The sequence below is a fragment of the Egbenema bharatensis FJBBOT/2019 genome (genome assembly GCF_048077055.1).
In the GTDB taxonomy this organism is placed as follows: domain Bacteria; phylum Cyanobacteriota; class Cyanobacteriia; order Elainellales; family Elainellaceae; genus Egbenema; species Egbenema bharatensis.
This window is the reverse complement of record NZ_CP182236.1, coordinates 2,554,477-2,579,507: the sequence shown is the minus strand read 5'-3', so window position 1 is coordinate 2,579,507 and position 25,031 is coordinate 2,554,477. Positions and strand designations below refer to the sequence as shown.

Genomic DNA, 25,031 nt, shown 5'->3' with positions numbered 1-25,031 from the left:
ATCTTCCATCGTTTTTTCTCCATCTCACAAGGTTATTAGACAACACAAGGTAAATGAACTGTCATGTTGAACAAGGTTTCTGAAAAGACAATGCATCATGTCCGTTGGGCATTGACCCTCGGATGGTTTTTGTTAATTGTTTCGTTGGTGTACGACCCAATCACTCCACTATTTACGCACCCGGATAATCTAGCTAGCCCCTTTCGGATTAGACCTGAAATTTATCTTGACCCCGATCGATGCACCAAAATTCGGGATGTTTGCATGATGGAACAACCGTTTGCAATGGGGGCATTAATCTGGTGGGCAATGATTGTTCCAGCGGGAATTTTTATCATATTGGTGTTCGGCCATGAATTCTGGCGGCGGATTTGTCCGCTGTCTTTCCTCTCACAAATTCCCCGCGCCCTAGGGATTCAACGTCAGCGTAAAGTAGTCGATCCCGTGACGGGTGAGGTGCGATCGGAGGTAGTGACGATCGGTGAAAATTCCTGGTTAGGTCGAAATCACCTATACGTTCAGTCGGGATTGTTTTTCCTGGGTTTGGGAGCACGAATTTTATTTGTCAACTCCGATCGCATTGCCTTAGCCAGTTTTTTGGTAGGAGCAATTCTCTGCGCCATTCTGGTAGGTTATCTATACGCTGGAAAAAGCTGGTGTCATTATTTTTGTCCAATGGCTCCAGTGCAGTTGATTTACACCGGGCCGCGATCGCTGATGGGCAGTCAGGCGCACCAGGAAAAGAAACCTGCTATTTCCCAGTCCATGTGCCGTATCGTTGATCCACAAACGGGGCAGGAACAGAGTGCTTGCGTTAGTTGTAAAATGCCCTGCTTTGATATCGATGCCGAAAAGAACTATTGGACTGAACTCACTAAACCGGGACGACGACTGGTGCAGTATGGTTATTTAGGCATGGTGATTGCGTTCTATCTGTACTATTTCCTCTACGCCGGAAACTGGGATTACTACTTCACTGGAGCCTGGACACGAGAAGAAGATCAATTGGCGAAAGTCTTTGATGCGGGCTTTCATATCTATGGAAATACTATTCCGATTCCTAAAGCGATCGCCGTATTCATTACCTTTGCTGTGTTAGCAGGCATTACCTATTCCCTGGGTCACATTACAGAACGGCTGTATCGGCTCTATACCGGCTGGAAAGGACAAGCGGTGTCTGCCCAACGGGCCCAGCACGTGGCCTTTACGTTATTCACAACGGCCTCCTTCTGGACATTCTTCTCCTACGGGGCACGTCCCTGGCTCAACAAAATGCCACCCTATGTCGTGTTGACCTTTAATGCAGCAGTGATTGTGGTGGGTTCCATGTGGTTGTTCCGCACCTTTGGCCGAGAGCGATCGCAGTATGAACGGGAAAGTGTTGCATCCAGTCTGCGTAAACAACTGCAAAAACTTCAGCTTGATCCAGCACTCCTGGAAGGGCGATCGCTGGATGACTTGTCCTCCGATGAAGTGTATACCTTAGTTAAGGTATTGCCTGGATTCTCTCAAAAGCTGCGCCTACAAGCCTATACCGGAGTGGTGCAAGACTTTTTAGAACAGAAAGTGGTTCAAGTTTCCAGCAGTTTTGATTTCTTTAAGCGGCTGCGGCAAGACCTCCAGGTCAAAGATGCCGATCACTTCGCCACGATGGAAACGATCGCCGCCACCCATCCGGAAATCCTGGTTGCCGCATCCCCATCTCCCCAACTTCACAATGCTGAAACCATCGCCCGAACGATCGCCAAACGTTTGCGGAAAGATAAAGCCAGCAAACAGCCCTCTTCAACCAACCATAAACGATAGTCCTGATAGGAACTGTACTGTCCACCCTTCATGGCATTGATGCAGATTGTCTGTCCTGAAGTTTTAACTCCGTAACCATCTAGTAACAGGGAACGTTAAACGATATGTTGAAACTAAAGTCCGTTAACTTTGAGCAACAGCAATTCCAAATTCATCAGCTCAGTCAATCTCGATCGGGGCAAATGGAATGGATGATTGGACGCAATTCCACCTGCGATTTAATCCTGACCAATCCAGAAGTTAGCCGTGTGCATGGGCAAATTATTTACAGCGATGAAACCTACCATTTTATTGATGTGGGAAGTACAGCCGGTTCCCTATTAAACGGTGAAGTAGTTCCAGCTAATCAAAAGCAAGCTCTCCATGCCGGAGATTTACTGCAATTAGGAGAAACCTTTTTGTATGTTGAAGAACTATCGCCCCCCGAACCGATTTCGCTGATTTCCCAATCTGATTCGATCGCTGAAACCCCGCTTCCAGTCAACCAGTGGACAGCCGGAGATCTGACGGTAAGATGCTGTCGAATTATTGAGGAAACGCCCGATGTGAAGACATTCTGTTTTGCCGCAGAACCTGCAATATTGTTTAACTATAAACCGGGTCAGTTTGTGAATTTAGAAGTGGAAATTGACGGTAAGCCAGTGATTCGTTCCTATTCCATTTCCAGTTCGCCCAGCCGTCCCTGGCATATCAGACTTACGGTTAAAAGGGTTTACAGTCCAGCAGATGATCCAGATGCCCCTCCCGGATTAGTCTCCAACTGGTTACATGATCACTTAAAGGTGGGCGATCGCATCAAATTGATTGGTGGTGTCTGCGGTCACTTTACCTGCTTACCTGACTTACCTGCCAAACTGCTACTCATTTCTGCGGGCAGCGGCATTACACCCATGATGTCCATGTCGCGTTGGGTGCAGGATACCCTGGCAAAGAGCGATATTGTTTTTCTTCACAGTGCCCGGACTCCAGAGGACATTATCTTTCGCCGCGAATTGGAAACCATGGCCACCCAAATGTCGAATTTTCATCTGGCCGTGACCCTGACTCAACCTGCAAACCATCCCTGGATGGGATTGACTGGGCGGATTTCTAAATCAATGCTGAATTTAGTTGTGCCAGACCTGCACGATCGGGCCGTGTTCGTTTGCGGGCAGGCAGGATTTATGCACAACATCAAGGCAACCCTGGAAACCATGAACTTTCCTATGCAAAATTATCAAGAAGAAAGTTTTGGCGGTCGAAAGAAATCGATCGTGTCAGCTCAACCGACTGTTTCTGCCAACGTTGAACCACCCACAACGCTGCTATGGGAACCGTCGCCCAGCTTGATTCAGGGTAGCCATGCTCATAATCATGCAAATCACAATCATGCAAGTCACAATGGCAATGGTCAACACGCAAGCCATAAACCCCATCTAGAAGCAACCTCGGCTGGCATTGCTACGGCAGATCCTGCGGTGTGTTTCGCTAAATCGGGACAGGAAGTAGCGGCAGATGGCACAACCTCAATTTTAGAACTGGCAGAACAGGAGGGGATTGAAATTCGTAATGCTTGCCGGGTAGGAGCCTGCGGAGCCTGTAAAGTCCATGCCCGTGAAGGAAAAGTTCACTACGATAGCCAACCAGCTGCGCTAACGGAAAAGGATCGAGAAGCGGGTTATGTCCTCGCCTGCGTCGCCTATCCAGTCGATCGCCTGGTGGTGGATGCCTGAGGAATGCGAATTTAATAATCTAGAGTTCTTGTGGGGTGGGCATCTTGCCCGCCCAGTCAGCGAAGTAAAACGTTGCACAGGTTATTTAATCCATGATCCTGAGTTTGGGTGCTCAGGGGCGCGGTGATTAGGGGCGCACGGCCGTGCGTCCTTACAGACGATCCATCTACCCTGCCAACGATTTGAGTTCGGTATTAGAAACTTGAAGGCAATCGGTTTTAGTTTGGGAAGGATAAACTTGGAAAGGCAAACGCAGGGTTAAAACTGCAACGCCTGGAAACCTGAGTCCAAACCTTATACTGAGTCACGATCTGCCCTATGGAATCAACTCCCCAATTGGTTGCTGCCCCGGAAACGACCTCGGCCCAAGTTCGGCAAACCCGTCAGCAGTTCGTTAACCCAGAAGACTATCTTTCCTATGAACTAGGCAAAGCTGTCCGGGAACTGCCCCCGTTTTATACTCGTCTCGTTGCCGCAACCCTGAGCGCGATCGTCTTTGGCACCATTGGCTGGGCCCACTTCAGTCAGGTGGATGAGGTGGCCGTGACCCAGGGAGAATTGATTCCCTCTACCCAAATTCGGCAATTCGGGCCCTGGAAGGAGGCGTAATTGGCGAAATCCGAGTCAAGGAAGGGGATTATGTGCAGCAGGGGGATGTCTTGATCGTGCAAGATCCGCAACTGCCCCAGGCAGAAGTCGATCGACTGGAAGCCTCGGCGGAATTGATTCGTCAGGATATTGCGCGGCTGGAGGCGGAACGAACGGGGCAATCCTTCACCGGCAATGCATCCAAAGATCAACTGCTGGAAGCTCGTCTGCGGGAACATGATACCCGGCGATCGGCGGCTGAGGCAGATGCTCGACGCTATCAAGCTGGCATTAGTGAAGCCCAGGCGCGGCTAGCCCGTTTGCGAGAAAACTTAGTCAATGCGCGATCGACCTTAGTGACGGCTCAGGAGCGAGAACGTACGCTGTTTACCCTTGTGGATCAGGAAGGGGCAGTACCCCGGTTCGACTACCTGGAAGCAAAGGATCGGTTGACCCAGGCGGAAGATCAAGTCAGTTCCCTGGAGCAGGAAATTGCGGCCCAGCAGCAAGCGGTTCAGCAGGCAGAGCAAGCCTACCAAGCCTCTCAACGTATGGTCGATCGGGTGGGGGCTGAACGCCAGAGCGATATTCTGTCTCAACTCAGCCAGCGGCAGGAGGAACTCGCCAACCTGGAAGGGCAGTTGAACCAGGCCAGAATTCGCACCGATGGCCAAACAATCACCGCTCCGGTTGCCGGACGGATCTATAACCTGCAAACTAGCATGGCAGAGCGATCGGTGGCTCCAGGCGAAGAATTAATGTCAATCCTGCCGGAAGGCCAGGACTTGATGCTGGAAGTCAAGATTCTTAACCGTGATATTGGTTTTGTCCAGGAAGGAATGCCCGTTAAAGTCAAAATCGCCACGTTCCCCTTCCAGGAATTTGGCACCATTAGCGGAGAAGTGGCCCACATTAGCCCCAATGCGATCGTCGATCGAGACCTGGGAATGGTTTTCACGGCTAGAGTCCAGATCGATCGCACCACTGTTTATGTGCCGACTCAAAATCGTGAAGTTGAACTGGTGCCTGGGATGACTGCCTCCGCTGAAGTTGTAACCCGGCAGCGATCGGTTTTAACTTTCTTATTAGAGCCAATTACTCGCCGGTTCAGCGAAGCCTTCTCCACCCGCTAATCCGCTGCTCCAGTCCTCCCAGATCACCCAAAAATCGTCTAAGATCATCCACATCAAACCCGTGGAGCAAACTATGAAGTGGTGGCGCAACCTGAAGCGGAATTCCCTGGCTCGGTTTGGAGCGATCGTTTTGATCGTTTTCTATACTGTCGCCATTTTTGCGGACTTTGTTGCCCCTTACAATCCTGATTCCTTTCAGCCTAACGGTTCCCTGCTGCCACCCACTCAAATTCACTGGCAAACGGAAGCAGGGCAGTTGATCGGCCCCACGTTTACCCCACCACTCAGGGCCCGGTGGATATTGACACGGGCGATCGATCCCTGGAGGTCGATCGAACTCAGCCTTCTCCCCTGCGCTTATTTGTTCAGGGCGAAGAGTACAACTTCCTGCGGATAGAAATGCCGCTGCCCACCCGGTTTTCCCTGACCAATCCCAACGTGCAGGATGTGGTGCTGTTTCCTGGGTTTCCCGCTAACCTGCGCTTGTTTGGTGCGGTTGGGGAAGGGCGGATTAATCTCCTGGGAACCGATGAAGCAGGACGGGATCAGTTCAGTCGGTTGATATTTGGTAGCCGCATTAGCCTGAGTATTGGACTGATTGGGATCTTAATTTCCTTCCCTCTGGGAATGCTCGTGGGCGGACTGTCTGGGTACTTTGGCGGGATTACGGATGCAATTTTGATGCGCTTTGTGGAAGTGCTAATGACGATTCCCGGAATTTACCTGCTGGTAGCCCTGGCGGGGGTGCTGCCACCGCAGTTGACGGATGCTCAACGGTTTTTATTGATTACGCTGATCACCTCCTTTGTTGGTTGGGCGGGGTTGGCGCGGGTGATTCGTGGGCAGGTGTTGTCCATTAAAGAGCGAGAGTTTGTTCAGGCAGCCAGGGCAATGGGCGGGCGATCGGTTTACATTGTGCTGCGCCATGTTCTGCCCCAAACGGCAACCTATCTGATTATTTCGGCAACGCTCGCCATTCCCAGCTTTATTGTGGCGGAAGCCACCCTCAGCTTCATTGGACTGGGAATTCAACAGGATCCATCCTGGGGCAATATGCTATCTCGCGCCACGAACGCCTCCATTTTGGTTCTTCAACCCTGGTTGGTGCTGGCTCCTGCCTCCCTGATTGTCCTGACTCTCCTCGCCTTCAATCTTCTGGGAGACGGTCTGCGAGATGCCCTGGATCCGCGCAACTTACAGCGGTAGTTCCTGGATGATTCATGATGATTTATGGATGATCGCGCATCTTCTTTGGCTGGCTCTGCCGAATTCGCAGCCTGTCACACCGGGCTTTGTCCATAAACGGGTAATGCCTCTGACCAGTGGGGGCGCATTGACCTTTGCCATTCCAGGTAAGCCAGATCCAGCACGCTAGCAACCGTGTGACCCAGCCCGCCTTCCGCCTGAACTAGATGATAGGGCGACTCCCATTCCTCCAGCATTGTGAGCCACTCTGCCTGAGCCAGTACAGTATCTGGATGTTTGTTGATCAAAATCGGATCGGGAGGGGCTAATTTCGACCGATGTTCTGGGGCGATCGTCGCCTCAATTGGTATTTCTAGAGTTTGCGAATTTTGCCGCTGAATCGAATAAATTGCAGTGTGAAATTCTCCCCGCTGGGCCGGCATTTGTACCGCAATATCTGGTACCGCAAGCTCTGGGGTAGGGAAAGCATTAGAGGCAAGGTGGCTTGAGGAGGTATTCCAGGCAACAGCCGCCAGGGTTGAAATCGCAAACAGCGGAATCTCTAACTGCTGGGCCAACGTCCGGGCTGCCACAACCCCTAAACGAGTTCCAGTAAACCCCCCTGGCCCTCGCACCACTGCAATAAATGCCAGCTCATTCCAGGTGTGAGGGGCAATAAATTCTGCCAGGTAAGCGTGGAACCGGGTTGAAAGATCTCGCCCCAAATTTTCCCATACCTGGACACGAGAACTGCTTACTCCCGTGCCGATCGCCAACCCCAGATCCGGACTGGCGGTATGAATAGCCAGGGCAACTTTCTGGTCAGTTCCAGGCTGATCATCTGTTGTTTGCGGATGCTTCATTACCAACTTTTACCTTTCCCTCAGCGTTCGATCGGCAGATTAATTAGAACCAACCCGACAAAATCATACGAAAATCCAGCCTCAATGAATTGTATGGGCGCACAACAGTGCGCCCCCTACCGGCTCAATGAATGGCCAGGACGCACTGCTATCCACCCCCTACCGGGTCGTTGTTTTTCCGCATACCCTTAACTGTAGCGCAGGCATCTTGCCTGCCAGTGTAAGTAGAAAAAATAAAACGGACTACCCATTTGAAGTTGCTCTGGAGCGAGCAGTGCCGACAGCACATCGGTGACTCGCGCAACCAGAACAGGTTCAGGATAGTCCGTGCAAACAGTTAAATAACGTGAATTCGATCGCCCTGCCCTGCAAGAGCAGAACTGTCAGTGTGAAGAGGAGCAGTTAGTCGTCCAGCGATTTTATCTGGTCAGTTGCTTGAACGCACATCAAGCGAGAAGGATTATCGGATTGGAAACATGGGGATAAATGTCTATGTTGTGGGTCGCAATCAGATGACAGGTGACGGGATAGTATTATCAGCCGAAGCGGTAGAAACGTAATTTCTCAAATGGTACTTACCCTGCTCTCAATTTACGTTGTTCTCAAACAATGCCCCTAACCCTGATGGAAACCCTGATGGTTAATGATGGTCAATGGGCAATCAGGCTATGTCCAACATCCGTTTCCAGCATCCTTCCCAAAAGCAGTTTGTTTAACTCAAGAAAGCAGTTTTCATCCGGGCCCAAACGAGTAGACGCAGTTAGCAGTAACGGATTGACAGCAATTTAATCGCGCTTCAATCAGCAATAGTTCAGTGGTGAACGGGCTTTTGAAAACTGTGAAGCAAGCTCATCTATTCTTCAGTAGTCAGACAAACTGCAAACACAAGCGGAGATGGCTCATCTCCAAGCTGCACCTCTAGGAAATAAGTGTGATTCGGTTCCAGGTTGGATAGTTCCACAGTCAAATTGCCCGACTCAGCAGACTGAATCACCGATCGCGCCGTCGCATTTTGAAAGCATACCTGCCCTTGACAGGGAAGCATGGCCTGAATCCGAACGTGCCCCCCCTGCGGTTGGTATTCGACCTCTAGCTTCAGCACCCCCCAATCCGTCAGCCAATCTCGCTGAACGTGAGTCTGACCCGGTGAAAGCCGGAGGGTCATTGTATTCAAAATCTCCTGAGCCGCCAACAAGGATAGAGCCATTTGCTGGGCAGGAGTGGCGACATCGTAATGGCTGGGAAAGGCCGCAGTTGAGGCGGTAGAAGCTTGCAGAGTCGATCGCCCCGATCGAGGAGGAGCAGAAAGCACAAGTCCTGCCAACTGATTCAAGGCTTGGTTCTGCCCCGGAAACAGAGACTCTACGACCCGTACCAACTTGGCTCCCTCTTGCAGGGAAGTGGCAACTAGTTCACGACACTGTTCAAATAACTGAGCCAGCACCCGCTCCGGTAAAGGGACGGGCAAATTTAACGAATGAATGTGACTCATCCAAATCTGAGCCGGAATCAAATCAGAGTCAGATACGTCTACATACTCAGAGTCATAGTCAAATGCTCCAGTCTCCCAGGGAAAACGGGGAGGATTCCGTTCGATCTCAGCGCGGAGCCGACGCTTCAACAAGGCTTGAAAACGGTCTTGCACAGCAGGTATTTCTCCGAATTCTAATGACGAGATTTGCCTAAATGGGAATGAACTCGATTCACTGGCAGGGGTGATGCTATTAGCCCCGTTAGAATCGAGAGAGTCAAGTATGGACTGTGAATGGAATACCCCGGACTCGTTTGTCCTAGCCTCATGGCTAGATTCGTTCCCTGATGGCGATGAAGTAGCCGGGTCTAGTTCATGCAATAGCCAAGCAAACAACTGCTTTATGGCTTCTGCGTCATTATTCATGGATAGATGCCCCTGCTCCGGATATATAAATGTTGCGAATTTTTCAAGTCCGCTAAAGTAAACTTGACAGTTACTTTATATTCTATTCATCGGCTGATTTACTCGATCCGGACAATACGTTATTTCGGATCTCCCAAGCTTGCTCCAACAGTTTTGACCATTGCTTTTGAAGCTGGGTTGGTGTCAGACCGATCGTTTGGGCGATCGATGCATCCGCCATCCCACTTTTCTTCAGGCGCAACAGTTCCTGCTGGTTAGTTGATAACCGGGTTTGGAGAATTTGCCACTGCTGAGGTGTCAAACCAAAATTACGTTCTAAATCAGCTTCTAGCCACTGATGCACAAGTTCCCAATGGTGAGAGAGTGAAAAACGAATTAAGTGATACTTAAATCGCTGTTGGAGATAGTCTCGTTGCCGAGCCGTTAAACCCAGGATAGCTTCAATTTCGCTCGCTGGCAGATCTTGTAAGCGTAATGCGAAGTAATTTGCGCAATCCTGCTGTTGTCGCTCCTCTAAATAGCTCATTAGCTCCGAAATCACCGTATTCCGCAGGGCATCTTCTGGCACTTCAGGTTCCATCGCCATCATTTGCTCTCGCACCTGAGGCATGGGCACTGCGCTGCGGTTCTCTGACTCACCAGAGGATCCTTCCGCGGCTTGTTCAATATCCACCATTGTTTCAGGGGGCTGCTGCTGCGAGAAGGTTTGGGCCCGCAAGATAATCAGCTGTTGACTGCGTCGCCCCGGGAGAGGAATTCGCCGTTTGCCATACCGTTCGGTAAAAGCCATATATTCAGCAAGTTCCAGCAAACCTCTGGGACGAAAATCAGCAGGCAGATGGTTTTCTCGACGAAAAGCGTTCAGCGATTCAATGTAGAAACCCTGCAAGAAGTCTTCAATTAACGTTAGACGCGCCTGATAGCTGGACTGTACCTGAGGCGGTGTGATGTAACGGTAAACGACTGCACTGAGAGTACTGTGCAGTTCGACTCGACCTCGATGGGAACCCAACTGATAATATTTGAGGCACTGCTTCAGGCGATGACGCGCTAAAGTAGTAGACCATGTTTCCACTTCGCCAGACGCTTGAATACGTTTGCTCTCTGTACAGATGCGGTTGACTTCTTCAACAATTCGAGTTGCAGCATTCCGACAATTCTGTTCAGATGCGCGAGTGGCTTGCTTGAGTTCACTAAATACCAGTTGAAAAATCGCCTCCACGCCTTGGTATCGTCCCCCTGATGGAATTTCGTCGCCTAATACGCTAACACAATCAATTTGGCTTACCATTTGTCACTCAATCCTCAAGGACGGTCTAATCTAGACTGAGGGGACAAATTATATCTGCACCCCATCTGTACCCCAACAGATCAACATTGCGAAGCAACACGTCATGAAGCCATGAATGTAGATCAACAAATTCAATTTCTGATCGAGCAAGCTCCCCAGTACGGGGCCAATCCTGATGATATTTCAACGATCGCACCTGCTCTAACAGCCATTGCAAAACGGCTAAAGCACCCTCAATATTTTGTTTTGCAAACCCTTGAGCAAAATTGGTTGATGACCACCCTATCGCATCGCACCCAATCCAACATGACTAAAAACGTAGTCTATGCGTTTCCCACGCTCAAGGATGCAGCGGCAAGCCCCCAGGCTCCTAGTAATGACCCTCAAGTTGTGGCTTTGCCTTTACCAGTCATTCAGATCTTATTCCAAATGCTAGCAATGAAGCCAGTCGATAGCATAGTTTTTTTTGAAACTCCCGGAAATTTAAAATCTGGAACGGAAGTCACACGGCAAAGCTTACAGGACACAATCCGCTCTGTGGTTCAGAAGCAGCGTCAGAAGCCTGATTTACCACCGGATATTGCATAAATTTATGATGAAGAAAACTCTGTACAAAAATTAAGTACTAATACTTAATTTTGGGTGTTGCGATCGTTTTCCTTTACGTCAGACTCTTCGGAGATTGATGAATTCACTGAGTAAAGTTTGTGGCTTGCCCCTCGGTAAACTCAGTAGATTCCCTGGAGAACGATCGCTCAGACAAATTCGAGCACCCAATCGCATCCGCCTCCAGGATGCCTTGGTGGTGGGTAGCTCAAGCCATCATGGATAGCCAATGCAGAATGACTGAAGCCAAAATTTAGGATTAGATGCCTCAGTAAAGGCGGCTCAGGACATAATCAGCCAGTTCAATCAATGCTTGACGCGATTCAGAGGGAGGAACATGGGTCAGATGTTGCACCGCCGATCGAGCATGGTGGGCTGCCAGTTCCCGCGATCGGGGAATGCCCTGACTGGATTCAACAATGGCAATGGCCTGATCCAGATCTTCATCCTGAGCAAATTCTCGCTCGATCAGGGTCTCCAAGTAAGGCTTTTCTTCCAATGCATAAAGCACTGGTGCCGTCAAGTTACCGCTTTTCAGGTCTGAAACAGCAGGCTTCCCCAGGGAATCACTGGAGCCGGTGAAGTCTAAAATGTCGTCTACAATTTGGAAGGCGAGTCCAATATGGCGACCATAGCTGTATAGATCAGAGGCCATTTCTGGTGACACTCCACTCAGTAGTCCGGCTGCTTTGGAGCTATTAGCAATCAGTGAAGCCGTTTTGTAGTAACTTTTTTCCAGGTAGGCTTCGATCGACAGACTGGTGTCAAACCGATTGAGTCCCTGCAAAATTTCTCCTTCCGCCAGATCCATAATCACCTGAGAAAGGAGTTTCACGACCGCCAGATTGTCAAGATTTGCCAAATACCAGGATGACTGGGCAAACAGAAAGTCTCCAGCCAGTACTGCCACCCGATTGCCAAAACTGCTGTGAACGGTGGGCACACCCCGGCGCAGTTCGGCTTCATCAATAACATCATCATGGACTAAGCTGGCCGTGTGAATCATTTCAGTGATTTCTGCGAGCCGTCGGTGCTTTGCAGTGATTTCCTGAGTGGGCATGGTTGCCCTGGAGAGGAGGAGGACGATCGCAGGTCTGAGACGTTTTCCGCCTGCCCCAAACAGATGCTCTGCTGCTGCGTAGAGGATTGGGTGACGTACACCCACTAGCTGTTTAAGATTCTCAGTGAGTAGACGCAGATCTGCTTCGATCGGGGAAAAGAGCGAGGTAGCTGAGGTCATGGATAGACTGACTCTTGCGCTAAGTTACGAAATTTTACATAATCTTACACTTATTCTAAGCTAAGGCCTCGGTATCGGGCGTATGTCCTTCATCAGTTTTCCGGAATTCCCCTTTTTTCTGTGATCTTGCTTCTTGGGCCTGGCTCCTGCTTAAGAACTGGTTGTACTGTAGAGGCTGAACCACAGAGGAAGAGTACAGTAGCTCGCTTCATAAAAACTGATATCGAAGTAAATCAATATAAGCAAAACCAATCACTTGTACTCTCCGACACATTGCTGCATTCACGGATGGATCCAGAGGTTTTGCCTGAGTCCGCAAAAATCAGGTGGAATAACGTATCAAGGAATACAAACTCCCCTCATTACTACGGTTTTCTGAGATTAATTGTAAAGTCTTTCAAAAAAGCCCCAAAAAAATTGCGTTTCACTAATACATAAAGGAATCGTTGTGTTAGTCTATATATAAGGATTTCAAAACTACATAGATTCAGCGCGGGTGAGGCAAGTTTGGTCTTAAGGTGCTGATGCGTCGTTAAGAAATTTTAATTGTGCAGTTCATGCATTGATGTAGTTCCTACACTAATGCGTTTTGTGCTGTGCGAGGGATTTCTTTAGCTGAACAAGCTTTCGGTAGTCATCGAGGCCTAGGGGAAGTAATCCATGCATTCGTCTGGATGATTTTCCTGTTTGTTCAGTGTCCGCATCTTAAGTGCAGGTGCCGCTAGGAGCTTCTGTTATCAGGTATACCCTTACCTGTTCTAGTTTTCGATGCTATTCACACTGTGCGTACGTACTTCGTGAGTTTTGTACTCCGATATCTCCTGCTAAGTAAACCCCCTCTATATTGAGTTTGCGCTATGGCTTATGATCCCATCCCCTTCATCATTCCTGTCTTGGCTACCGGCTACGTATTGGCTGTCTATTTACTCCTGAGATTGGCTCAACGATCGTCTGATGCTTAACCATTTGAGCGATTGTTTGGGGTGATTGGGCGAACTTCTCGAATCCAGGTATTCGGATTTGGATCTTTGGATCTGGTGATTCTGAATCTTTGGATCCTGAATCTTTGGATTTGGCTATATAGATCTGGATCTTTGATCTCCATAGCCTGATTATGAGTCTGATCGTAGCGAAGTCTCACATCGTCCTGATAAGTTCGATGAATCACTCCGCTTTAAATATCTTTGCATCTAATGCAGCATCTCATCCGTTGGATAGTTGCGGAATTGGTTAGCTTGCAATCCGGCGGCATTTTAGGTTTGTTGGTATTATCCAACCCTAAGTGCCGCTTTTTATTACCTGTTGCATTGCTTAACACAATGTTTCGCTGGATACAGCATTTTGGCTTATGAGATGCATTGGCGCGCAAAGTCTCTAACATTGACCTGCTCTACCAAAGGCATACAGCCTAACCACTGCACCGACAGCCGCGCAAAGTTAGTTGAGCATCCACTGACATAGAACTGAGTGGGAAGGGCGGTACGAGTGTTTCGCAGTCCCAGCAGTTCTAATTCCTGTAAGGCGGCATTCACCACATAGACAGCCGGATCAACTAATCGCACCGATCGCGGCACAATCGATCGGATCACTGGGGCCAGGTGAGGGTAATGGGTGCAGCCGTAGATCAGCGTATCAATCTGCTGTTCCAGTAAAGGAGCCAGATATTCCCGCGCCACCTGATAGGTATATGGATCGTGAATCCGATTGTTTTCAATTAACGGCACGAATTCGGGACAGCCAATTTGCCACACGGGTACCGATGGCTCGATTTCCTGGATCGCCTGACGATAGGCATTGCTATTCGCAGTGGCAGGCGTAGCCAGAACACCAATCCGCCGACCCTGCTGAACCGCAGCTCTGGCTCCGGGCAGGATCACCCCTAATACTGGAATGTCCACTTCAGAACGGATGGTTTCCAGTGCCAGGGCAGAACTGGTGTTGCAGGCCATGATCACCATCTTTACGCCCTGATGCATCATCCAAAATAGGATTTCCCGGACATACTGCAAAATTTCAGACTGCGATCGAATGCCGTAGGGCAGATGGGCCGTATCGCCGAAATAAAGAATCGATTCATTAGGAAGCTGTCGGTAGAGTTCCCTGAGAACAGTCAGTCCGCCAACGCCGCTGTCAAAGATGCCAATTTGGGCCCGTTGTCGATCGGAGGATGCGATCGGAGGTAGACGAAAGTCAGGAGTTTGGAGGGAACGGTTGACCTGCTCCGCCTCTGCCCTGTCACTAGCAGAAATGGCGTTGGACTGAGCGGGTTCAGGCGATGAATAATTCGGTACTGGAGTTTGCATCAACTGAAGCTTGCATCAAGATTTACGTCAGAGATTGAGCAATTATAGGCTCTTGTGTCTCGCTCACAAACACACCAAAGGACAGTGTGAACGATCGCCCACTGGCTAAGTCTATTTACCTGGAGGTTTTCTACAGGGAGACTCAGTCAAGGGCTGCAATTAGGGTATGCACTATTGCTGGGGGTGAACATGGAAAAAGTGTGAATTTTTCTCTACCCGTAGAGCATATCCATGAGCGATGAGTCTAGCACAAACTTTTTGGCATGCAACAGGGTTTAGGAATTGTGATGTTAGGGAGGGGAGTGGGGAGTGGGGAGGGGCGATTCGCGAATCGCCCGTACAGGAGCGGGGAGTGGGGGAATCGGCAGGAGTTTCCCCGGTCATTACTCTGTTTTGGGTAGGGATTCTACAGTTTCTACATCCTCAGACTCTTCCCGGAAAACGAGGCGCAGCAGGGGAGGCGCAATAAAGGTGGTGACGATGACCATGACGATAATGGCAGCATCTAGAGATTCAGAAAGGACTCCTGTGGCAGACCCCACTCCAGCAAAGACTAATCCCACTTCGCCTCGCGGCACCATGCCCACGCCGATCGCCAGTCGGTTAATTCCAGGTTGCCCAAATACCCCCAGCCCTGTAACGACCTTACCGAGAATGGCAATCACGACTAAAAACGTGGCAATGATTAACCCTTCACGATTGGCTGGATTAAAAGGATTGAGTACGCTAATATCGGTCTTTGCACCCACGACGACGAAGAAAATCGGAACAAGCATATCTGCGATCGGAATCACCTGTTCTTCGATTTCAGTGCGTTTTTCCGTTTCGGCCAGCACCAGTCCAGCCGCGAAGGCTCCCAAAATGGCCTCTAGTTGAATTGCTGCCCCAATGTAAGCCAGCACAAAGGCAAAGATTAAAGCAGGTAAGATAATTTGTCCCCTCGTTTTGAGGCGATCGACTAGGGCGACAAAGTAAGGATTGAACAACCGTCCCAGCAAAATTGCGCCAATTAAAAAGATCGTGGCACTCACGATCAAATAGATAATATTAGAGATTTGAATTTCTCCCGTCTTGGCCAGGCTGGCGACCACTGCCAGAACAATAATGCCCAGCACATCATCCAAAACGGCTGCCCCAATAATAATTTGCCCTTCCCTGGAGGTCAGGCGTTGAATTTCTGCCAACACCTTGGCGGTAATGCCAATACTGGTTGCCGTCAAAGCAGCCCCGGCAAAAATCGCTGGAACCGCAGGCACCCCAAACAGGGCAATCAGTCCAGCGGTACCCAGGGTAAACGGGACAACGACTCCAATCACCGCCACAACTGCTGCCTGTGGCCCAACTCGAATCAATTCTTTTAAGTCTGACTCTAAGCCAATTTCAAATAGGAGAATGATCACGCCCACTTCTGATAGAACAGTGATCACTTCACCGATCGACTCCGCCACTTGTGCCGTTAATTCCGGTGTTAAACCATCCGTTGCCTGGAGAAAGGTCAGCAGGATGGAGGTCGATTCCTCTCCTTCTCCAGGAAAAATCAGCAGATTGAGAACAGAGACACCGATCAGCACCCCTGCCAGCAACTCTCCTAGAACCGGCGGAAGGTTAATTCGCGCGCAGAGTTCTCCAATCAGCTTGGAGGACAGGTAGATCACAATTAAGCTCACTAGCACCCCTGCCAGCACCATTGGGCCTAATTCAGCTTCTGCGGTTTCTGCCAGCAAAAGCGGCGGAGAAATAAATGACAGCATAGGGATCATTGAATTCCAAGTTGTCCAGATGGTTAGATCAACCATGAATGCGTGTATTCTTGGCAAAACTCATCCTGTCTAATGTACAGGTTTCTTCATAGGATGAGGAGTAGCCTATAGGATAATTTTGAGGATTTTGAGAGAAAAACTAGATAAACACTCGATGCTCAAGGGAGGGCATTTGACGACGAACCTGGTCAATTCGGGTGGGTTCAATGGCGGCGATCGCCACGCCAGGCTGCTCTCCAGCATCTGCTAGAATGATGCCCCACGGATCAATAATCAGAGCGTGCCCATGGGACTGGCGAATACCGTAGTGTTTTCCAGTTTGAGCAGGGGCAATGACGTAGCAGGTATTTTCGATCGCCCGTGCTTGCAGTAACACCTGCCAGTGATCTTTGCCCGTATAGGCCGTAAAGGCGGCGGGAACCGTGAGCACCTCTGCCCCCATTTGGGAGAGATGGCGATACAGTTCAGGAAAGCGGACATCGTAGCAGACCGATAGTCCTAAGTTGCCATATTCCTTGGAAGGATAAACGGGGGGAAGGTTCAGTCCGGCCAGCACCGTTTGGGATTCTTTATAGGTGTTGCCATCAGGCAGATTCACATCAAACAAATGCACTTTTTCATATCGCACCAGTTCTTTACCAGCAGGATCAATCAGCAATGCCGTGTTGTAAACCTGTCCGCTTTTGGTTGGAACGGGAAAGCCACCTCCCAGTAGCGTAATTTGATAGCGTTGCGCCATCGTTTTGAGGAACTTTTCGCTGGCCTGGGCAATCTGTTCAGCCTGGGACAACTTATCTGCCTCAGTTCCCAAAAAAGAGAAGTTTTCGGGCAAGCATACCAACTCTGCACCCCGCTTCACTGCCAGATCAATCAGGTCTTCGGCTTGAGCCAGGTTCTTCGCTAAATCTGGCTGACTGTTCATTTGGACGGCGGCAGCAAGGTAGGACTTCATAGGACTTCGGATCAGCATTAATGAAATGAATGGGGCCCATAGCAGGCTCACCCTGCTCCCAGAACCTTACCCATGCGGGAGACGCGATCGAGCAACAGGCTGGTTATTTCAGGGAACGGGCTATGACAGAGAAGACTGGACTGCTACGGAGAAGGTCTATTCTCAGTTTAGTTTCTTTTGAAAACCAAAAGCCAGTTCTTGAGGAACTTCATTGCATGAGTCAGTCTTTGGCACCGACCCGGATTTTATGAAGTCTCAGTGAATTCCTGGGCTACTAGAGTTGCGAAATTGCAGAGAGTAATATTTAATTTGGGCAATGCGCGACCCTGCTCCATTCATTTCCCTGTTAATTTCTCTATGGATTTGACAGAGCTGAGATTAGGATAGCGGTTAAGCAGTTCTTCTGTTGAGCGATCGCCCTCTACGCTCAACGGCTTCTGTCGTTCGTTGCGTTGGCGTAGCAAAATGCCAGATCTGGACTCTTTCCATGCGGCTTCCCAGACTTCTCTCCCCCTTGAGCAGACTGCCCTCTCTGATCAATTGTTAGCTGAATGCAACTACGACCTGAAGGAAGTTTCAGCCTTGATGGAGCCACTGCGAAATGCTCCTCAGCGATGTCAGCAGACGGGACGGTACATTCAAGCGATCGCAACGCAATGCACAGGATTTATCGCAACGAACCTGGGGGGGCAAGCGCAGTTGGCGGAGGTAACGCCAATGTCTTCAACTTGGCTGGTGGGGCGCAGTGAGGGGTGTACAATTCAGCTTCAGCACCGTACCATTTCTCGTCGTCATGCGGTCATCGGACGTTATTCCTTCGGATTCTATATTGCCGATCTGGGCAGTTTGAATGGAACCTGGGTGAATCAGCATCGCCTGGAACCAGCTCGCCGGATTGTTTTAGAAGATGGAGATTTGATTCAGTTTGGCATGATCAAGGTAGAATTTTTCCTGGCTAAACCAGAGTTTGCTTTGCTCCATGCCGATGAAACAGCGGTGTGCTAACGGTTCGCACCGTTAACCCTTTCCCCGCCGATCGCGCTGGCGTTTAAAAATCCAGAGGATTAAAGTTAGAACAAGGCCCAGCAGAACGAGTTTGGTGATCGGAGCAAGATACTGTTCTACTCGATCGTAGTTTTCCCCCAGCATGAAGCCTGCAAAGGTTAGCAGCATCACCCAACCCAGTGTGCCCAGCGTCGAATACAGAACAAACTGCGGCAGGGGCATATGGCTTAATCCAGCGGGCAGGGAAATCAGCGTCCGGACTCCGGGAACCAGCCGACAGAAAAACACCGCCTTTTTACCATGACGCTGAAACCACCGCTTCGATTGGTCAAGATCCTTGGAGGAGAGGGTGAGCCATCGACCATGCCGATCGAGCCAGGCTTTGATGCGTTCTTCCCCGACAATTTTGCCCAAATAGTACCAGGGAAAGGCTCCCACGATGGTGCCAATCACTCCAGCGGCGATCGTCGGAACGAAGGATAGCTCACCCTGAGACACGGTGAACCCCGCCAGGGGCATCACCAGTTCAGACGGAATCGGAGGAAACAGATTTTCCAGAAACATCAAGAGGGCAATGCCCAGATACCCCAACGTTTCGATCGTGCGAGTAATCCACTCTGCCATAGAATTCCGCCACAGGATTGAAGTCTGCCACAGGATAAGGAGTTGCCCTACTGCCCAAAGTTAAACAGCGATGCTTTGAGAAAGCCAATTGCAGTGCGAACAGCAGTATACCCAAATAGCAAAACAGAGCTAGTCAGAATTGCGCCCAAAACGCACAGCACCAAACCCGCCAAACTAATCGCTCCATCATCATCAATTAAGCCAAACCCAACCACAAAAATGCCGATCGCCGGTAGGGTATTGGTCAGCGGAACGGGAATCATCATTGATATGGACATCAGGGCGATCGCCAGACCAATCACCACCCGACCGGGCAAGCTGGTGCAAACAGGAGTCAGTCGGGGTCGAGAAAGGGCTTCAATGCGCCGCAGCCAGGGTAAACCGGCTTTCAAAAAGCCCTGCACCTGCTGAATGGGAATAGAATGGCGGCGAAATCGGGCTGGGAACCAGGGAACTTTCGACCCCAGAATGAGCTGAACTGCCAGGAGAAATAGCAGAACCCCAAACGGAACGGCATAACCAGGGGCGGGGACGGGTAGCGCAGAAGGTAGGGCAAGGAGGACAAACAGAAAGCCAAAAACTCGCTCTCCCGCCAGCGTCAAAATATCCTCCAGGGTGACTCGGGCCGGAGGATTTTCATCAAAAAAGAAGCGTTGTAGTTCGGTCGAAAGTCGGGCCACGATCGTTCTCTACTTAATAGGGAGGGTGCCAAGGCAAGGATCTGTGAATGGGTTGCAGACCTATGGAAGAGGGGCGTTGTCTGGAACGCCCCAATTTAATCATCACACCCTGATTCGGCTGCCAATTAATGATCGCTTTACCAAAAACGACAGCCTGGTGAAGTGAGTAACTTTGGAGGATGTTCTAAAAGTCCTGCGGTTGGTAGCAAAACGGCTCAGATCCCCCTAAATCCCCCTTAATAAGGGGGACTTTGAGTTCGGTTCCCCCTTTTCAAGAGAGGCTAGGGGGGATCAACGGGCAAAGATACAACAGGCTACTCCTCAAACATCCTGTTATACCGATATCGTCCAACGGGTTAGGTTCCCGCTGTCCAGGAGTTCATGTACTCCAACTGCGCCGGAGTCAGATTGTCGATCGCAATTCCCATGGCCTGAAGCTTCAAGCGCGCAATTTCTTGATCCAGTTCAGTCGGAATGGCATACATCCCCGGTTCCAGCTTGCCTTTGTTTTGCACCAGGTACTCACAGGCGAGGGCCTGATTGGCAAAGCTCATGTCCATCACTGCGCTGGGGTGGCCTTCCGCTGCCGCCAAGTTCACCAGACGACCTTCACCCAGGACGACAACTGACTTACCATTGTTTAGACGGTATTCTTCCGTGAAGTTACGAACTTGCTTCACTTCCGTTGCCATGCCCTTGAGGGCTTTCAGATCAATCTCAATATCAAAGTGACCAGAGTTGCAGACGATCGCCCCGTCCTTCATCACTTCAAAATGCTCACCCCGGATCACGTGCTTGTTGCCCGTTACCGTCACGAACAGATCGCCCAGCGGAGCCGCCAGATCCATCGGCATCACCCGGAATCCATCCATCGTCGCTTCGATCGCCCGGACTGGATCCACTTCCGTCACAATCACATTACCGCCCATGCCCCGGGCCGCAGAGCCGTTCCCTTACCGCACCAGCCATAGCCAGCCACAACGATCGTTTTACCCGCCAGTAGAATATTCGTGGCGCGGATAATACCATCTAATGTTGATTGACCTGTACCGTAGCGGTTATCAAAGAAGTGCTTCGTATCCGCATCGTTCACGTTCATGGCGGGGAAGGTGAGAACCCCATCGTTGAGCATGGCCTTGAGGCGAACGATTCCCGTCGTGGTTTCTTCCGTGGTACCAATCAGGTCAGGCAGTTGATGCTTGCGTTCCTGAATCAGCGTTGCGACTACGTCACTGCCGTCATCAATAATGATATTCGGGCGATGATCCAGGGCAATATTCACATGACGATGGTAGGTGTCATTGTCTTCCCCTTTCTGAGCGAAAACTGAAATCCCGTAATCCATTACCAAGCTGGCTGCCACATCATCCTGTGTAGAGAGGGGATTGCTGGCAATCAACAGGGCATCTGCCCCAGCATTTTTGAGGGCGATCGCCAAATGTGCGGTTTCAGTGGTGACGTGGCAGCAGGCAACGAGACGAATACCCGCTAACGGTTTTTCTTGAGCAAACCGCTCTTGAATTTGCCGAAGAACGGGCATTTCGCGTCCTGCCCACTCAATGCGCTGCTTCCCCAAGGGGGCGAGGGAAAGGTCTTTAACATCGTGTTTGACTTGTGTTGCTACCATGTAGAGTCCGCAATAATTTGTAACTTTGGAAACTGCTTTAACCTAGCTTATCTGATGAGCTACCGATCAGCTATCCGTAGAGCGGAAATATACGGATTCATTACTTAACTTAGTCAGACTATATCTCTACAAACCGATCGACCTGTAAAACAAAGCCTGGTAAAACTCCTTCCCCCGAAAGCTGAGTGGGCAACGCTCGCACTTCTTTTTCCTGCCCCTGACGATAAATTTCTACCTGCTGATCTTGCGGATTCAACATCCATCCAAGACGCACTCCACCATTGATATATTCCTGCATTTTTTCTTGAAGCAAGGATAGACTGTCGGTTCGAGAGCGCAATTCAATCACAAAGTCCGGGGCGATCGGCGGGAATTTTTGGCGTTGCTCTGGAGGTAGGGCTTGCCAACGTTCCAGTTTTACCCAGGCGGCATCGGGCGAACGGCTTCCACCATTGGGCAGTTTAAACATGGTAGAGGAACTAAAAACTTTTCCTAGTTGAGTTTGCCGATTCCAGAGTCCCAGGTCAATTCCAAGCTCCATTTCTCGATTGCCGCTCTCACCACCGATTGGAGACATGACAATCAACACTCCTGTAGCACTGCGTTCAATGTTGAGATCAGGGTTGCTGATGCAAAGCTGATAGAACTGCTCATCGGATAGATGAACCTGATTGAGATCCAACTTGAGTGGGAGCGTTAGAGTAGCCATTGTCTTACTTTAGCTTGATGGTCTTACTTTGCTTGATGCTGCTAATCTTTGGATGCAATTCCGTCTCAACTCATTAATAAAGTAATCAGTACAGGGACAGTGCTGGGACTACTGATTGGGGACGATCGCCTAATTCGGGTTATCCTCCACCCCCCAATCCTCATCCCAAATTTCAACTTCGTCTTCATCGTCGTCGTCATCCTCAAGTCCATAAATTGCCTCAATGCTGGGCATCACGGGTTCCTCGATCGAATCATCCTCCTCTTCAGCAAAATCAAGGGAATCCGGTGCATTGAAAGAAGATGCAGGGTCAGGTTCTGGGGCAGGACTAAAGGATTCTGGGTCAGGACGATAGGGAGGGACAATCACCCGATAATCGGCATCGTAGACTTGATCGGGTTTGGCAGCAGGGCGACGAGCAGGGGAACGATCGTCAGGGAAAGGCTCTCTGGAGGAATCATCCCGATCATCATCCAGGGAGTCGTAGGAGCGATCGTCTGAATCACTGACTGCATCTGGCCAATCCTCGTTTGGACTGGGGGATGGCTGACTGGGGCGACGATAGCCATAGGAATAGACCGAGCCTTCCTGCCGACGGGTTTCAGGAGTTTGGGGGGATTCAAAGTCGGTGCGGGGTGGCGTGGGGCGAACTGGACGATCGGGGCGATCGGTTAACTCGAAGTCGGTATCCCGGCGATCGGTATCCCGGCGATCGGTATCCCGGCGATCAAACCTGCGATCGGTATCCCGGCGGGCCTCAAATTCTTCTCGATCGTCTCCCTCATCGGCATAGCCTTCCCAGTTTGCCCAATCCTCATCCTCCCGATCTCGAATTTCAGTTCGGGGTTCAAAAGATGGGTTGCGCGGGACTGGTTCACCCGGAGCTGATTCAAAGGTTTGAGTGCTCGTCCTTCTATCATCGCTCCAATTCTCCCATTCATCCCTGCCTTGGCGATCGGCTTCCCAATCATCATCCAGGCGGCTATGGGTTGACCCTGCTGCACCAGAAGGTTTGCCAACGGGTTGAGGATCTCGATCCGTCCAGGCAGTCCAGGGGCGAGATGAACCTCCGGCAACACGACGCGGATTGGCACGGCTAGAGTAACGGCCAGTTGAGGGACGGGACAGGTTGAACAAAAGCGACAGGAGTAATGTCGTCAATGCTCCAGCTCCGATCGCCCCTACGACCCACACCCCCAGCGGCAGGGCCAGGGTTCTGATCCCTAAAATCGTTAAGGCGATCGTCGGTGACAGGTTCGATAAAACCAGAATCACCAAAACCACAAGTATAAATAGAAATAACGTTAATCTAGCCATAATCCAGCCATGATCTGAGCTTCCCTCTATGTCATCATGCTATCGCGTGTTGTGGAAGCCCATGAGGTGAGGGGTGAGGACTCCGGGAGAATTAAAGCATTCAACTTGTACAATCAGTCCATCATACACAGGGTAGAAGATGGACAGACACGGCAGTGGGTGAAGGGTCAAAGAGTCGCTTCAATTTAGCCTGTTCACTCCAATTTCCTATCTCAATGACGGTGATTTGCAATACCATCTAAGCTTCTGCAACGGCAGACAATGGTTTTCGCAGGAATTTACAAAGAAAACGTAAAGGGATCTACAGCTAATGAATGTGTTTTCACGGGCGCAATCAATCGATCGATCGCAGGCAGGAGAGGATTATCCCCTCAGTGCGGTTCCGCCCGAAGCGCGGCGATCAATCTGGTCACTCGCTCCCATTTTGATGGGATTTACGCTGTACTCTGGCACATTATTTGCAGGTGGATTAGTTGGTCCACAATTTCGTTTCTTCCCCGATCTAGTGGGGTTGATTCTGGTTGGCAACTTAATCTTGGGACTGTATGCCGCAGGGTTAGCTTATATTGCTGCTAAAACCGGGTTAACGACGGTGTTAATGGCTCGGTTTAGCTTTGGCAGTGTGGGGTCGCGCTGGGTTGATTTTATTTTGGGCTTTACACAGATTGGCTGGTATGCGTGGGGCTCTGCGCTGATTGCCGATTTGCTGAATAAACTGGCCGGGGTTCCTACATCCTGGAACTGGCTGACGATTCTATTTTTTACCTATTTCTTTTGCAGTACAGCCTACATTGGCTATCGGGCCATGGATTGGTTAAGCCGCCTTGCCGTTCCAGCCATGCTGATTTTAATGGTCTGGAGTTTGTCGATCGCTACCGGAGAAGTGGGTGGATTGGAAGGACTCCAGTCCATTACCCCTGCCGGGGAGATGAGCATTGGGGCAGCCCTGACCATCATTGTTGGTACGTTCATCTCCGGTGGAACCCAGTCAACCAACTGGAGCCGCTTTGCCGATTCGACTAAGACTGCCTGGACGAGCACACTGGCCGCCTTCTTTTTTGCCAACGGATTTTTGATTTTTACGGGAGCTTTCTGCGCCCTGGTCTATTCGGGCGTTGCTGATATTGCTGATAGCTCCGATATTGTGCAGGTTATGGCCTATCAAGGTCTGTTGCTGGGGGGCTTAATTCTGCTGTTCTTGAATATGTGGACGACTCAGGACAACACCATCTACGCCTTCTCGGTGGCTGGTTCTCATATGTTCCGCACCAACAAGCGCACCTGGTTTGTCTTGGGTGGTGCAACCATCGCCCTGATCCTGTCCTTGAGCGGTATCTACGAAAACCTGGTCAGCTACCTGATCTTGCTGGGCACCTTTATTCCCCCCGTGGGCGGTATCATCATGGCTGATTTCTGGCTGCACCGTCGCGGCGGTTTTCCATCCCTCGACCAACGCCAACCTGCATTTAACTGGGCTGGAATTATTGCCTATGTATTAGCCTCTGCGATCGCCTATTTCTCATCTCAGGCTGGATTTGGCATTGCCCCCATCAACGGCATCATTGCCGCTGTGATTCTGTATTTTGTTCTGTCGAAGGCAATTCCGCAGGGAAGATAGCACTTTCGCCTCACTTCCCACTTCTGGTACGGGCGGATTGCGATTCGCCCCAACCCCCCTTCCTCCCCCTCCATCTTTATAACTTCTTTATTTTCTTTTCATAGTCTGGAAGACA

General features: G+C 50.3%; 20 protein-coding genes and 2 pseudogenes. 10 read left to right on the top strand and 12 right to left on the bottom strand.

What is annotated here, in order from left to right; all coding sequences use genetic code 11:
• Positions 1–63 precede the first annotated feature (63 nt).
• The 5 genes and pseudogenes from ACM1PF_RS11980 (at position 64) to ACM1PF_RS11960 (ending at position 6,445) form a co-directional block, all read left to right on the top strand.
• Positions 64–1,806 carry a hypothetical protein gene (locus ACM1PF_RS11980; RefSeq protein ID WP_416674776.1) on the top strand — a complete coding sequence of 581 codons (1,743 nt, stop codon included), beginning with the start codon at positions 64–66 and terminating at the stop codon, positions 1,804–1,806.
• 104 nt (positions 1,807–1,910) lie between these two features.
• A complete protein-coding gene (locus ACM1PF_RS11975; RefSeq protein ID WP_416674775.1) occupies positions 1,911–3,518 on the top strand; it encodes a 2Fe-2S iron-sulfur cluster-binding protein in 1,608 nt (535 codons plus the stop codon).
• Between the two features lie 318 nt (positions 3,519–3,836).
• Positions 3,837–4,127 carry a hypothetical protein gene (locus ACM1PF_RS11970; RefSeq protein WP_416674773.1) on the top strand — a complete coding sequence of 97 codons (291 nt, stop codon included), beginning with the start codon at positions 3,837–3,839 and terminating at the stop codon, positions 4,125–4,127.
• Positions 4,076–5,239, top strand: a complete 1,164-nt coding sequence (locus tag ACM1PF_RS11965; RefSeq protein WP_416676632.1) for an HlyD family type I secretion periplasmic adaptor subunit — start codon at positions 4,076–4,078, stop codon at positions 5,237–5,239. The genes ACM1PF_RS11970 and ACM1PF_RS11965 overlap by 52 nt, the downstream gene beginning before the upstream one ends.
• A 73-nt stretch (positions 5,240–5,312) precedes the next feature.
• A pseudogene (locus ACM1PF_RS11960) lies at positions 5,313–6,445 on the top strand (ABC transporter permease).
• A gap of 74 nt (positions 6,446–6,519) precedes the next feature.
• Here ACM1PF_RS11960 and tsaB read toward each other — a convergent pair.
• The 3 genes from tsaB to hetZ form a co-directional block, all read right to left on the bottom strand.
• Entirely contained in the window at positions 6,520–7,287 is a 768-nt protein-coding gene (gene tsaB, locus ACM1PF_RS11955; protein WP_416674771.1) for a tRNA (adenosine(37)-N6)-threonylcarbamoyltransferase complex dimerization subunit type 1 TsaB, read from the bottom strand.
• 853 nt (positions 7,288–8,140) lie between these two features.
• On the bottom strand, positions 8,141–8,932 hold the full coding sequence (locus ACM1PF_RS11950; RefSeq protein WP_416674770.1) for a PatU: 792 nt from the start codon (positions 8,930–8,932) through the stop codon (positions 8,141–8,143).
• A gap of 334 nt (positions 8,933–9,266) precedes the next feature.
• The gene (gene hetZ / locus ACM1PF_RS11945) at positions 9,267–10,406 is read right to left on the bottom strand and encodes a heterocyst differentiation protein HetZ (RefSeq protein ID WP_416676631.1); all 1,140 of its coding nucleotides are present in this window, start codon (positions 10,404–10,406) and stop codon (positions 9,267–9,269) included.
• Positions 10,407–10,586: 180 nt separating this feature from the next.
• Here hetZ and ACM1PF_RS11940 point away from each other — a divergent pair, with 180 nt between their 5' ends.
• On the top strand, positions 10,587–11,063 hold the full coding sequence (locus ACM1PF_RS11940) for a hypothetical protein (protein ID WP_416674769.1): 477 nt from the start codon (positions 10,587–10,589) through the stop codon (positions 11,061–11,063).
• Between the two features lie 97 nt (positions 11,064–11,160).
• Positions 11,161–11,307: a hypothetical protein gene (locus ACM1PF_RS11935; protein ID WP_416674767.1), complete on the top strand. Its 147-nt coding sequence runs from the start codon at positions 11,161–11,163 to the stop codon at positions 11,305–11,307.
• Between the two features lie 42 nt (positions 11,308–11,349).
• On the opposite strand, the gene sds is transcribed toward ACM1PF_RS11935, so the two are convergent.
• The 4 genes from sds to ACM1PF_RS11915 all read right to left on the bottom strand — a co-directional run bounded on the left by sds (position 11,350) and on the right by ACM1PF_RS11915 (position 17,336).
• Positions 11,350–12,321 carry a solanesyl diphosphate synthase gene (gene sds / locus ACM1PF_RS11930; protein ID WP_416674765.1) on the bottom strand — a complete coding sequence of 324 codons (972 nt, stop codon included), beginning with the start codon at positions 12,319–12,321 and terminating at the stop codon, positions 11,350–11,352.
• A gap of 1,346 nt (positions 12,322–13,667) precedes the next feature.
• Positions 13,668–14,624 (bottom strand): glutamate racemase, encoded by a 957-nt coding sequence (gene murI, locus ACM1PF_RS11925; RefSeq protein ID WP_416674763.1) that lies wholly within the window; start codon positions 14,622–14,624, stop codon positions 13,668–13,670.
• 383 nt (positions 14,625–15,007) lie between these two features.
• Positions 15,008–16,420: a cation:proton antiporter gene (locus ACM1PF_RS11920; RefSeq protein WP_416674761.1), complete on the bottom strand. Its 1,413-nt coding sequence runs from the start codon at positions 16,418–16,420 to the stop codon at positions 15,008–15,010.
• 103 nt (positions 16,421–16,523) lie between these two features.
• Positions 16,524–17,336, bottom strand: coding sequence for a carbon-nitrogen hydrolase family protein (locus tag ACM1PF_RS11915; protein WP_416674760.1), 813 nt, complete (start codon positions 17,334–17,336; stop codon positions 16,524–16,526).
• Positions 17,337–17,801: 465 nt separating this feature from the next.
• Here ACM1PF_RS11915 and ACM1PF_RS11910 point away from each other — a divergent pair, with 465 nt between their 5' ends.
• Entirely contained in the window at positions 17,802–18,341 is a 540-nt protein-coding gene (locus ACM1PF_RS11910; RefSeq protein ID WP_416674758.1) for an FHA domain-containing protein, read from the top strand.
• Positions 18,342–18,353: 12 nt separating this feature from the next.
• Here the strand turns inward: ACM1PF_RS11910 and ACM1PF_RS11905 are convergent, their stop codons facing one another.
• Both ACM1PF_RS11905 and ACM1PF_RS11900 read right to left on the bottom strand, forming a co-directional pair.
• On the bottom strand, positions 18,354–18,965 hold the full coding sequence (locus ACM1PF_RS11905; protein WP_416674756.1) for a DedA family protein: 612 nt from the start codon (positions 18,963–18,965) through the stop codon (positions 18,354–18,356).
• Between the two features lie 47 nt (positions 18,966–19,012).
• A complete protein-coding gene (locus tag ACM1PF_RS11900; protein ID WP_416674754.1) occupies positions 19,013–19,645 on the bottom strand; it encodes an exopolysaccharide biosynthesis protein in 633 nt (210 codons plus the stop codon).
• Positions 19,646–19,688: 43 nt separating this feature from the next.
• Between ACM1PF_RS11900 and ACM1PF_RS11895 the strand changes: the two genes are divergently transcribed.
• On the top strand, positions 19,689–19,811 hold the full coding sequence (locus ACM1PF_RS11895) for a hypothetical protein (protein WP_416674752.1): 123 nt from the start codon (positions 19,689–19,691) through the stop codon (positions 19,809–19,811).
• A 190-nt stretch (positions 19,812–20,001) separates the two neighbouring features.
• On the opposite strand, the pseudogene ahcY reads toward ACM1PF_RS11895, so the two are convergent.
• The 3 genes and pseudogenes from ahcY to ACM1PF_RS11880 form a co-directional block, all read right to left on the bottom strand.
• Positions 20,002–21,272: pseudogene (gene ahcY / locus ACM1PF_RS11890) on the bottom strand (adenosylhomocysteinase).
• 118 nt (positions 21,273–21,390) lie between these two features.
• Positions 21,391–21,981, bottom strand: a complete 591-nt coding sequence (locus ACM1PF_RS11885) for a Uma2 family endonuclease (protein WP_416674750.1) — start codon at positions 21,979–21,981, stop codon at positions 21,391–21,393.
• Positions 21,982–22,110: 129 nt separating this feature from the next.
• Positions 22,111–23,298, bottom strand: a complete 1,188-nt coding sequence (locus tag ACM1PF_RS11880; RefSeq protein ID WP_416674748.1) for a hypothetical protein — start codon at positions 23,296–23,298, stop codon at positions 22,111–22,113.
• Positions 23,299–23,608: 310 nt separating this feature from the next.
• Here ACM1PF_RS11880 and codB point away from each other — a divergent pair, with 310 nt between their 5' ends.
• Positions 23,609–24,916: a cytosine permease gene (codB, locus tag ACM1PF_RS11875; protein WP_416674746.1), complete on the top strand. Its 1,308-nt coding sequence runs from the start codon at positions 23,609–23,611 to the stop codon at positions 24,914–24,916.
• Positions 24,917–25,031 lie beyond the last annotated feature (115 nt).

Coding starts and splice junctions, on each gene's coding strand:
- tsaB (WP_416674771.1), bottom strand. CDS start 7,287: ATGAAGCATCCGCAAACAACAGATGATCAGCCTGGAACTGACCAGAAA.
- ACM1PF_RS11975 (WP_416674775.1), top strand. CDS start 1,911: ATGTTGAAACTAAAGTCCGTTAACTTTGAGCAACAGCAATTCCAAATT.
- ACM1PF_RS11920 (WP_416674761.1), bottom strand. CDS start 16,420: ATGGTTGATCTAACCATCTGGACAACTTGGAATTCAATGATCCCTATG.
- sds (WP_416674765.1), bottom strand. CDS start 12,321: ATGACCTCAGCTACCTCGCTCTTTTCCCCGATCGAAGCAGATCTGCGT.
- ACM1PF_RS11980 (WP_416674776.1), top strand. CDS start 64: ATGTTGAACAAGGTTTCTGAAAAGACAATGCATCATGTCCGTTGGGCA.
- ACM1PF_RS11880 (WP_416674748.1), bottom strand. CDS start 23,298: ATGGCTAGATTAACGTTATTTCTATTTATACTTGTGGTTTTGGTGATT.
- murI (WP_416674763.1), bottom strand. CDS start 14,624: ATGCAAACTCCAGTACCGAATTATTCATCGCCTGAACCCGCTCAGTCC.
- ACM1PF_RS11915 (WP_416674760.1), bottom strand. CDS start 17,336: ATGAAGTCCTACCTTGCTGCCGCCGTCCAAATGAACAGTCAGCCAGAT.
- ACM1PF_RS11970 (WP_416674773.1), top strand. CDS start 3,837: ATGGAATCAACTCCCCAATTGGTTGCTGCCCCGGAAACGACCTCGGCC.
- ACM1PF_RS11905 (WP_416674756.1), bottom strand. CDS start 18,965: ATGGCAGAGTGGATTACTCGCACGATCGAAACGTTGGGGTATCTGGGC.
- ACM1PF_RS11910 (WP_416674758.1), top strand. CDS start 17,802: ATGCCAGATCTGGACTCTTTCCATGCGGCTTCCCAGACTTCTCTCCCC.
- ACM1PF_RS11935 (WP_416674767.1), top strand. CDS start 11,161: ATGAATTCACTGAGTAAAGTTTGTGGCTTGCCCCTCGGTAAACTCAGT.
- ACM1PF_RS11885 (WP_416674750.1), bottom strand. CDS start 21,981: ATGGCTACTCTAACGCTCCCACTCAAGTTGGATCTCAATCAGGTTCAT.
- ACM1PF_RS11940 (WP_416674769.1), top strand. CDS start 10,587: ATGAATGTAGATCAACAAATTCAATTTCTGATCGAGCAAGCTCCCCAG.
- codB (WP_416674746.1), top strand. CDS start 23,609: ATGAATGTGTTTTCACGGGCGCAATCAATCGATCGATCGCAGGCAGGA.